At 51.9% G+C, this 10,480-nt stretch carries 8 protein-coding genes and 1 pseudogene; 3 read left to right on the forward strand and 6 right to left on the reverse strand.

The genetic code is table 11. From position 1 onward, the window contains the following. The 3 genes from CPT76_RS42045 to CPT76_RS11255 form a co-directional block, all read right to left on the reverse strand. Positions 1-351: S41 family peptidase (locus CPT76_RS42045; protein ID WP_219845408.1), on the reverse strand; the 351-nt coding region annotated here is incomplete at its 3' end. Continuing rightward, on the reverse strand, positions 287-910 hold the full coding sequence (locus tag CPT76_RS11250) for a hypothetical protein (RefSeq protein WP_105442984.1): 624 nt from the start codon (positions 908-910) through the stop codon (positions 287-289). The genes CPT76_RS42045 and CPT76_RS11250, both read right to left, overlap by 65 nt. A gap of 8 nt (positions 911-918) precedes the next feature. Continuing rightward, complete coding sequence (locus CPT76_RS11255; protein WP_105442985.1) at positions 919-1,521, reverse strand: TetR/AcrR family transcriptional regulator; 603 nt, start codon at positions 1,519-1,521, stop codon at positions 919-921. A gap of 240 nt (positions 1,522-1,761) precedes the next feature. Here CPT76_RS11255 and CPT76_RS11260 point away from each other — a divergent pair. The 3 genes and pseudogenes from CPT76_RS11260 (at position 1,762) to CPT76_RS11270 (ending at position 4,899) form a co-directional block, all read left to right on the forward strand. Continuing rightward, positions 1,762-3,244 (forward strand): annotated as a pseudogene (locus CPT76_RS11260) (DHA2 family efflux MFS transporter permease subunit). A 153-nt stretch (positions 3,245-3,397) separates the two neighbouring features. Next, on the forward strand, positions 3,398-4,633 hold the full coding sequence (locus CPT76_RS11265; RefSeq protein ID WP_105442986.1) for a cytochrome P450: 1,236 nt from the start codon (positions 3,398-3,400) through the stop codon (positions 4,631-4,633). A 26-nt stretch (positions 4,634-4,659) separates the two neighbouring features. Beyond that, positions 4,660-4,899, forward strand: a complete 240-nt coding sequence (locus tag CPT76_RS11270; RefSeq protein WP_105442987.1) for a DUF362 domain-containing protein — start codon at positions 4,660-4,662, stop codon at positions 4,897-4,899. A gap of 93 nt (positions 4,900-4,992) precedes the next feature. Here CPT76_RS11270 and CPT76_RS11275 read toward each other — a convergent pair whose 3' ends face one another. From CPT76_RS11275 to CPT76_RS11285, 3 genes are all read right to left on the reverse strand, one after another. Next, positions 4,993-7,461: a family 43 glycosylhydrolase gene (locus tag CPT76_RS11275; RefSeq protein ID WP_258168308.1), complete on the reverse strand. Its 2,469-nt coding sequence runs from the start codon at positions 7,459-7,461 to the stop codon at positions 4,993-4,995. A gap of 115 nt (positions 7,462-7,576) precedes the next feature. Further along, the gene (locus CPT76_RS11280; protein WP_105442989.1) at positions 7,577-9,337 is read right to left on the reverse strand and encodes a glycoside hydrolase family 2 protein; all 1,761 of its coding nucleotides are present in this window, start codon (positions 9,335-9,337) and stop codon (positions 7,577-7,579) included. Next, positions 9,334-10,480: alpha-L-arabinofuranosidase C-terminal domain-containing protein (locus tag CPT76_RS11285; RefSeq protein ID WP_374954640.1), on the reverse strand; the 1,147-nt coding region annotated here is incomplete at its 5' end. The genes CPT76_RS11285 and CPT76_RS11280, both read right to left, overlap by 4 nt.

A 10,480-nucleotide genomic window follows, 5' to 3' on the forward strand; every position in this document is an offset into this window, starting at 1 on the left:
ATTACCTTGGTAGGAGGTTTCGGCCGAAGCTTGCGTATAGTCCGGATCAAATACGGAAAACCGATAATCCGTTGTATAGGAGATTTCGGCATTCGGGTGCCGCCGGTATAAAAACTCAGGATGGCGCGCCATCTCTTTCCACCATCGATACGGCCGGTTCATAAGTTGATGCGTTAACCTTCCCGGCGTGTTCCCGCCGCCGTTTCCTCTCACATCGATGATGATCGATGCAGCGTGTTGATATTCCCCGATCAGCTCGAGAGCCTTCTCTTCAAACCTCGAATGGTTAAAGCTTGGAATATGTATATATGCCGTTTTGTCTTGCTGCAGCCATTTTCCTGATGTATCCATTGTTGTGACTGTTATAATCTATAGGCTGACGAGATAACGTAACCGTTCGAGTATTGCCCTGCTCATTCAACAATTCGATATCTGCCTGCTCCTTCATGTAATAATGCGAAAAATACACAGATAGAAGGCCAGCCATCATGCGCCTATCCGTAATCCCGGTCCATTGGCCCAACTCGTTCAGCCACTCGTTCATCGATTTGCCGGCAATGGATACCACCATATCCCCGGGGCGGGTAAGCCCGGTGTCGTCTTCCTTTACAAGCCAAGAACCATCCGACTCCAACAGTGATAATGGAAATGCCCCGCCATGCGGGAACGGCGCCGCCCTGTCGATATAATTCGAATGAGCGTTACGAAGCTGTCCAAAATACGCCCACATCACCTTTTGAAAATCAGCCCGGTTCTCGGCCGCTGCGGCTTTGTCGAAAAACTCTTTTGCGGCTTCCCCCAATTCATCAGGTGTGATGGTTGCACTCTCCCAGTGCGCAAATGCCTTTTCGGTCATCCGGATCGTTTCCGATATAATCAACAGCCGCTCTGTTAAAGATAATTCCTGCATCCAGCCATTCACTCTCCCTTCGTTTCAATCCGGCTGCGCGTCAACAAATAAAACTGCTTGGCGAGAAAGGCCGGTGTGTACGGCATGTCATTGCGCAGCCAGGCCACGATCGTACCAATGAGGGCTGCCGATCCATGCCAGATGGCGATGTCCTTGGGTATGCCTGCTTTGTAACAAAAAGACTCGGTCCCCATCTCTTCGATTCTTGCCGAAATTAACTCGGTCAGCATATTTAACAGCCTTTCACTGAATATGGGCGCCTTCCGCGATCCCAAGATCACCTTGTAGAACTTGTGATGCTCCGCAATATGCTCCAAAAGCCGCAGCATCATGGACCAATCCTCTTCCTCGGTTGCCGGTTTTTCCGGCTCAATGCCCACGGCCTGCTTAAAATCTTCGATCATATCATCGGCCATTTTTTCCAGCATGTCGGGAATATCGCGGTAATGCAAATAAAACGTGACGCGGTTAATGGTGGCACGTTCGGCAATCCTGCTGATGGACATTTTCTCGATATCCATCTCCTGCAGCAGATCGATAAAAGCATCCTTGATGAGCTGCCTTGTACGAAGCACTCTGGGGTCGGTCGGCTGTTTGGAAACGTCGGGCATTTTTTTCCTTCCTTTCTCCTGGCCTGCGTAATAGACAATTTATTAGCAATGTGCAGTAATTCTCATCACTAATCAACATTAAAACGATGAAACGATAACTAATTTACTTTTTTTGTGAAAGCGTTGTTTGTAAGCTCCAACGGTTCTGTCTATAATCTCATTTATACAATGTTAATTATCCAACACATTGTAAATTAAGTCTAGAGAGAAAAGAAAGGAAGGAGTAGATTGAGTCATCCTATGGACACAACCAGCAGTTCCGTCAAGAAGGGCCCGATTCTGATCATTATGATACTGGGCGCCTTTCTCGCAACACTGAATCAGACGGTCATGAGCGTGGCCACCCCGGAATTGATGATTGATTTCAACATTTCGGCCACCACGGCTCAATGGCTGACCACTGGCTACATGCTGGTCAACGGAATCCTGATTCCGATTACGGCTTATTTTATGCAGAGGTTCTCCACCCGCCAGCTATTCCAAGCTTCGATGATGATCTTTCTCGTCGGAACCATTGTGTCCGCCCTCGCGGTCAACTTCCCGGTTCTGCTCACGGGACGCATGATTCAAGCTGCAGGCGCCGGTATCATCATGCCGCTGTTAACCAACGTGATTTTGGTATTGTTCCCTCCGGAAAAGAGGGGCGCAGCCAGTGGGCATGATGGGACTCGCCATCATATTCGCTCCAGCGATCGGCCCGACGCTTGCCGGCTACATCCTGGAAAATTTCAAATGGCAAGCGATGTTCTATGGCATGATCCCGCTTGCCGTTATTGTCATTATCTGCGGCTTTATTTATTTGAAAAACGTGTCGGAGACCGTCCGCTCCAAGATGGACATCGTCAGCGTCGTTCTTTCCACAGTCGCATTCGGCACGCTGCTCTACGGTTGTAGCCAGGCAGGGAGCCAAGGATGGTCCAGCGCCGAGGTGCTGGTGTCCATTACCGTCGGCGTGATTGCCCTCGGGCTGTTTGTATGGAGACAGCTGGTTTCCAAGAAACCCCTGCTGGATCTAAGGGCTTTCAAGTACAACATGTTCTCCCTGACCACGGTGATCAACATCATGGTTACGATGGTCATGTATGCGGATATGATGCTGCTTCCGTTATACCTGCAAAATGCACGCGGCTATTCCGCCCTGGAATCCGGATTGCTGATGCTCCCGGGTGCGCTTGTGATGGGACTGCTGATGCCCGTCACCGGCCGCCTGTTTGACCGATTCGGCGCCAAATGGCTTGCCGTTGCCGGATTAATCATTACGATCGCAACAACCGCCGGATTCATCAACTTGACGGATCATACTACCTATGCGTATCTGCTGCTCATGTCGACGGGACGCCGGATCGGTATGGCACTGCTGATGATGCCAATCCAGACCGCAGGTCTCAACCAGCTGCCTTCCCGATTAAACGCGCATGGAACAGCCATATCCAACACCGTGCGTCAAGTAGCCGGTGCGGTCGGTACGTCCCTGTTGGTAACGGTCATGTCCGACCGGACGAAAACGCATCTGACGGACATGATGGCGTCCGGCGGCGCAGCGGCGAATCAGAAGCAAATGGTGCTTGAAGCGACCATCCAAGGAATTAACGACGCCTATGTTGTCATTATCGGTATTGGCATCGTTGGGCTGCTGCTCTCGTTCTTTATCAAGCGCACGTCCCGGAGTATTGAGCATGCACCCGAAGCTGCGATCAAAAAAGGCGTCGTGAGTAAGGCCTAAGGGTTCGCCCATGGTCTTGATCCAACCGTTATAACCGGAAAGCGGACCTTTAGGCATGGGTCATTCGGTCGTGGTTCCTCTGACGATTATATGTTAAATTATCATATGTTAATTTAATCATAATCCAAATAATTCAAACCGGGAGGGAGTATTATGCAGAAGGAAATTATCTCCTTAGCTAAAATCACCCAATTTCGATCCGCCGTGGAAGAATTCAGCCCCTTTGAATGGTACAGGCACCACTTGGAACATGATCCGATCAGCTATAATGAGGAAACGAATTCCTGGAATGTCTTCCGGTATGAAGATGTAAAAAGAGTACTTAGCGATTACGAGTACTTCTCCAGCGTGAGGGCACGAACGACGATCAGCGTCGGCGCCGATAATGAAGCCGGCCAGCATAATTCGGGACGGGTCGATCTCAGTTCGGATCCTCCGGAACACCGCAAAAGCCGCAGCCTGCTGTCGGCGGCGTTCACGCCAAGAAGCTTGAAGCTGTGGGAACCGCGCATCCATGAGGTGGTCAGCCAGTTGATCAAGGACATGGGCGACGAGCCGGTTATCGATATCGTCAAAAGCTTCTCAAGCGCGCTGCCCACCATCGTGATCGCCGACCTGCTTGGTGTTCCGTCTGAAGACCGCTTTTTGTTTAAGGAATGGGTCGATCATCTGTTCCTCCCTCTTCCGGCCGACAATGTCGAAGACGTTCAGGAGCTGAAGCGGCAGGCGGCCACGAATTACTATAACTATCTCTATCCGCATGTCATCGCCAAAAGAAGCAAGCTTACTGATGATATTATTTCCGACCTGATTCAGGCCGAGGTCGATGGCGAACGGCTGACCGATGATGAGATTGTCCGGATGACCATGTTCATTCTCGGGGCCGGCATTGAGACGACAAGCCATCTGCTGTCCAGCACGTTCTATTCCTTCCTATATGATAACGACCAGATTTATGGTGAGGTCCAGGCGAACCGCGAGCTTCTTCCGAATACGGTGGAAGAAATGCTCCGCTATCGGTTCCACATGGCGAAGATGGACCGTACGGTGAAGCAGGATAATAACGTGCTCGGCGTGGAGCTTAAAAAAGGAGACGTCGTCGTAGCTTGGATGAGTGCTGCGAACATGGACAAAGAAGTTTTTGAAGACCCGTTTACGCTGAACATCCACCGTTCCAACAATAAACGGCATCTGACCTTCGGCAACGGTCCGCATTTCTGTCTGGGCGCACCGCTGGCCCGGCTTGAAGCCAACATCGGCTTGGGGCTGTTCATGGACCAATTTGAGCGGATCGAGCCCGTTCCAGGGTTTAAGCTGGAAGATAACCTGACCCCATCCGCCGCCGGACAGACGCTGATCTCTTTACCGGTACGCGTAATCCGCCGGTAAACATTTCATCGAAAGGGTGAGACCAAATGCCATATGTGATTACCTCGGGCTGTATTGATGAAAAAGCGGCAGAATGCGTGGACGTTTGTCCGGTAGACTGCATCGAGGAAGGCCCGGACCAATTTTTTATCGAGGCGGATATTTGTATTGAGTGCGGTGCTTGTGAGGTAGCTTGTCCGGTCGGAGCCGTTTTTTACGATACGGATGTGCCGGACGAAGAAAAACATATGATCCAAAAAGCGGAGAATTTTTATAAATCGAAATAATGCTATTATAAGGACAGCCTGCCGATCCAGAAATCGGCAGGCTGTTGCTGTTACGGAGAGTACGCAGAGATCGGGATACCTTCCTGTTACGGCTTAAGGCGAAACTTTAAAGTTATCGAAATGCGTATGCTTATTGGCCGTTCTGACGCCTGCTTTGCCATGCGTGAACGGGTTCAGACTGTTGTCCGTATAATCGATCTTCGGTTGGTTCATATCATCCACGTACACTTTCATATTTGTCCCTTTCGTCACTACTTTCATATGATACCAGGTGTTTGTCGCATAAGTCTGCGGCGCACTTTGGATGAATGTCCAGCTGTAACTCATCTTGCCGAGGTTAACCCCGCTTGTCGTCAAATAGGCATAGTACCCCTGGAAGGCGTCATAGTTGTTTTGCCCCCGCTCCGTGCCATGGGAAGGATTGGACACCCTGAAGAGCAGTCCACCGTCGCCTCCAGCGTCGATAATTTTGACGTCGGCTTCGACCGTGTAATCCGCCCAATTCGCGTCCCCGATCGTTGACTTGGCAGGTCCAGAGCTTCCAGCGCTGTACTCGCCGTTCTCTACGGCCCATGTCCCTTCAAATCGCGTCCACCCGTTGTCATTACCATCGTTAAAGTCATCGCTAAGCGCTGTGACTTGAGCGCTCTTATGGAACGTCATCCGCGAGAAATCGGCCTCACCTTTAACGAATTCGACTCGAAGCTCCCGCTGCCCGGCATTCAAATAGACTCCCTTCTTCGTTACGGTCTGCCAGTTATCCCAGTCCCCTGTGTTCGGCACGTCGATGACTCCCGTTACGTCCGTCGATCCGTCCCACAGGCGGATTTGCACACCGTTCATCGTCGTGGCCATTCGGAAGTCGATATCGTAATAACCGCTTGATTCCACGTTGACTTTGTATTTATACCATTCTCCCGTTTGATTCCAGCCTAGGTTAAACAGCCCCTCGCTATTGAGACGAATATCGCCCGCGTCCGTGCGATACGCGCCGCCAATATTATTCGCGGTCGTGTCATGATAGGCGACACCCTCGCCTCCCTTCATGTAATGCACCGCTTCGATCGTCCCTGGGACCGGTTTGTAAGCATCCCATGCGCTGCTTCCGTTGACATCGTTACTGACAGCGACATAGCCGAAATCCGCATGCGTATCTTCCGTCAGGACACCGATTTTACCTCCGCCCAAATTGGCCGTACGCGTTCCTTTCAGCATGCCGTCCACATAATACTTAAACGTCGTGCCGGACTTCTCGATACGAATGCTGTGCCATTTCGTGTAATCAAAACCTGCAGGCAGGTCGAACGTTTGCCACGCTTGATCCACACCGTTGATCCGGAAGGACGTCGCAAGGCGGTTATTTTTCGAGCTTAGCAGCGCTACGCCATAATTGTTCTCGTCCGTGTACGAGAAGGTGGCACCGTATCTTGGGCTAGCGGAAGTGCCCCGCTTCATTTCTTTCGTATTGAATTCAGCCGTATAATCGGAGGAACTGGATGCCGACGATATCTGTTTGTACCAGGTCGTATCCCCGATCGAGTCCTGCCACATCAGCTCTTGATTGTAGATGCCCCAATGGCCGCCGTTGACATTGGTCCACCCTCTGCCGATCGATGTCCGGTCGAAGTAATCGTAGAATGTGGGCATCGCCGGATCCTGCTGCGGCGTTGTTGTCGGTCCCTGAACGATCATTTTGTCGTTGTTCCAAACGATGCGGTCCATATTCAGATGACGGAGCGGACCGACTACGCCGGGCCCCTCCAAGTTGTGATACACGATGTAATGGGTGTCAAGGTTAGGGCCGACCACCACCGTGTTGTGACCAAGTCCCACGGTCGGGCCTTCCGTGCTGATTAACGCCGGATTCAGGCTGTCGGCAACGTAACCGGACCGCGGACCTGTCGTACTCACCGCATAATCTACCCGGTATCCTTTGCTGAACACGTGATTCCCGGTATAAGTCATATAGTATTTGCCGTTCCGCTTGAACACGGTCGCCCCTTCGGTCCAGCCTCCCATGCCGACGCCTGTAGACGAGCTCGCCCCGATCGAGGTCGGGCTGCTCATCGGCGCTGCATCGATGCGTCCCTGCCCTGCATGATAGAAGCTGAACGATCCGTCGTCGTCGATAAAGACGTGTCCGTCGATCGTTTTGCCGAGATTGCCGGTAACGACGTTGAACGGACCGGTAGGACTCGTGCTGCTGAGGACGTAATGTCCTTGGCCTGCCGGCGATGTATACATATAGAACATGCCGTTCCAATAGACGACCTCAGGCGCATAAGCTCCATGCGTAATCGGGTCCGTTGCGGCCAACCCCCGGTAGGACCAGTTCACCAAGTCCTTGGAGCTCCATACTTTAACGCCGTCATCCGTATCTCGCGTACTCACATACAAATAGTAATATCCGTTAAATTTCAAAACGTAAGGGTCTCCGAGTCCATACTGCCCCCATTCGTCGGGAAGTGTTCTCGGGTTTTGATAAGCAGAGGTTTCGGTGGGCACCGTGGTGATCAGGGAAAATGTAACCGCTACCATGATTAGCCATCGCAAGGATTTCACTATGATATTACCTCCCTAATTTGTACGATAGATTACGTTTTTCGTAAATGGATCTGATCAAGGGAAGAGCCAAAAGAAATATGATTCTTTTGGCTCTTGGTGTATCGGCGTTCGGTTATGCCATATTGATCTGTTTAATTTTCTCGAGCGGAAATTTTGGCGTACGGTCTTCGTTCAGAATCCCGTTAATCTCCTGCTGTACATCAGTCAGCTGCGTATAGCAGTAGCCAACGATGGAATCAACACTCTTGATTGCCATGGTCAATCCCTCGAACCGGCTCAGAAACTCCTCTTCAGTAGAGACTTGACGTCCGTAACCCCAGCCTTTGTCCGACCGGAACGCAATGCCGCCGAACTCAGTGATCATAATAGGCTGACCCCGGTATTTATACCCTTCGGCAAAAGCGAATTTCCATTGGTTACAGGTCGTTTCGCATGTTAAGACCGCCTCCAGGTTCGAGTACCGTTTCATGAACCCGTCTCCATTTTCGACATAATCATGCAGCGTCAAAATATCAGATACGGTGTGCTCCCAGCCATCGTTGGTAATAACCGGCCGGTACGGATCAATCGCTTTGGTCAAATGATAAATGCCCTCGGTAAATTTCTGCTGTCTTGGATCTCGAAGGATCGATGAAATCCCCCACGATTCATTAAAGGGAACCCACGTGATAATGCTCGGATGATTGTACTGCTGCCGGACGATCTCCAGCCATTCCTTCGTAAACGCCTCGACCGCCTGATCTTGGAATTCAAAGGTCGCAGCCATTTCAGACCATACCAGCAGACCTTTTACGTCGCACCAATAGAGGAAGCGGGCATCTTCGATTTTCATATGCTTGCGAACACCGTTATAGCCCATCGCTAACATGCTATCGATGTCTTCGATCAGGGCTTCCTCGCTCGGCGGTGTCAAATGGCTGTCCGTCCAGTACCCCTGATCCAGGATCAGCCTTTGGTAGATCGGCACGTTATTCAGCAGCACCCGGCCATTTTCGATCGAGATTTTTCTCATTCCAAAATAGGAAAAGACGCGGTCCACCACTTGGCCGTCCAAAGTCAGGACAAACTCAACATCGTACAGATTCGGGTGCTGCGGCGACCAAAGGCTTTTTTTCCACGGCCCGTTCGCCTCATGAATCAGATCCACTTCCACCGTCAGGCAGGGGCGGTCAATCACTAAGCTCACCCGCTTCACGGTCCTCCCCTTCAATGTAACGATCGCCTCCAGCCTCAAATCACCTGTAGCTTCCACCCCCTCCACTTGGTAATCGAAACGGACGATCGACCGGTCGACATCCGGTGTGATTTTGACTGTTTCCAGCCGCTGCTCTTCTACATATTCCAGCCATACCGTCTGCCAAATGCCCGTCGTCTGGACATAAAAGCATTCGAAGTTGTCCTTCGTCCAGCGCTGTTTGCCGCGCGGTTGGGTGCAGCTGTCGCTGTCTTCTGCTTTCACCGTTATTTGGTTATCGGCGCCAAAGACCAAGTATGGCGTGATATCAAAGGAAAAGGCGGCATACCCGCCCTGGTGGCTGCCGGCCATCTGGCCGTTGATCCACACTTTGGCAACGTGATCGACGGCTTGAAAATGCAGGATGACCCGTTTTTCCCCGGCTTCTTTCGGGATATGTACCTTTTTGTTGTACCAGACGTAAGGGTGGTACTCTTCGATCCCGATTCCGCTCAGCCGGGTTTCATACGTAAAAGGAACGTTGATCTTATGCGTTTCAACGAACGTCTCCTGCCAGCGTTCCTGTTCTCCCGCGTTATGGTCGTCGAATCGGAAATCCCACACTCCGTTCAGGCTCATCCAGTCGCCTCTGACGAACTGCGGCCTTGGATGATCCTTGATATAGCCTCTGGTTGTCATTTTGCCACTCCTGACCTTTGTTCTTTCTTGATTTCAATTGCATACACCGATGTTTTTCGTAAAGGATAACCGTCCTGCCAGGCGGAAACCGGAACGACACGGGGCACGCATTTGATGCGGTCCGGTTCGAAAACGGAGTTAATGTCTTCGAAAGAGTCGCCTGTGATCTCATGTAAAATAGTGTCACCGAAAGGTTCGAATGAAAGCAAGTCAAGCTTTGCCTTTACTTCATGCAGACTGCGGTTCACGATCAACAAAGTGATGACGCTGCCGTCCTCGTTAATACCTGCGGTCACGTCCAAGTCAGGCACCGCATCAAGCCCGATGCGCGTCTGCTTAGGCGACTCCACGGCAAAGGTGCCGCACTCCGCATCCACCGGCAGGATCCGCCGGATGTCCCGGTTGGCGTACAGCTTTAACACTTCATAGGTCGGCGTTCCGTACACTGTAAGCGGCTGGCCGCTCCAGCCGGGCTTCTTGCCGCGGTATTGATCGGCATAGTAATCGCCAACACGGATGCAGCCGCCAAGCCAACCGTTCACCAGATCGGAGAAGCTGCCAATGTGCACCATATCGCTCCTGCGGAGCATTTCGTTCAAGTTGGCGGCGTTGGCGACAGCTGCCCCCAGCGTATGCTCATCCGGCAGCCCTTTGCGGACCGTGTTCGGAAAATACATGGTGTTGTACTCGGTGACGGCGAGCTTCACATGGCTGTGCTTCGAATTCGCGCGTATGAGTTCCTCCGCCTGCCGGATATCTTCACGGGTCCATTCCGGGAACGTAGCGATGGCTTTATATCGTTCCTCTGCCGGTGTATCGCGGTTCATCCCGAAGCGTCCGAAGCCGTGGTATAGATGCATCGTCAAGTAGTCGATCTGTTCGCCCGCAATATCGAGCACCGGCTTGTTCCATTCCGGGTCGGTATGCCCGCAGCCCAAGATGACGATGGACGAGTCGACCGCCTTCATCGCTAGCGCGAACGCCTTGCAGCGCTCGGCGAATTCATCGGCGGAGCAGGTTCCCACCTGCCAGTCGCCCCATACTTCGTTACCGATTTCCCAATACCGTACGTTATACGGCTCGGGATGACCGTTCGCCGCCCGCAGCGCTCCCATCGGCGTGTCGATGCTTCCGTTGCAGTAT

Source organism: Paenibacillus sp. AR247 (assembly GCF_002968895.1).
Classification (GTDB): Bacteria; Bacillota; Bacilli; order Paenibacillales; family Paenibacillaceae; genus Paenibacillus_AQ; species Paenibacillus_AQ favisporus.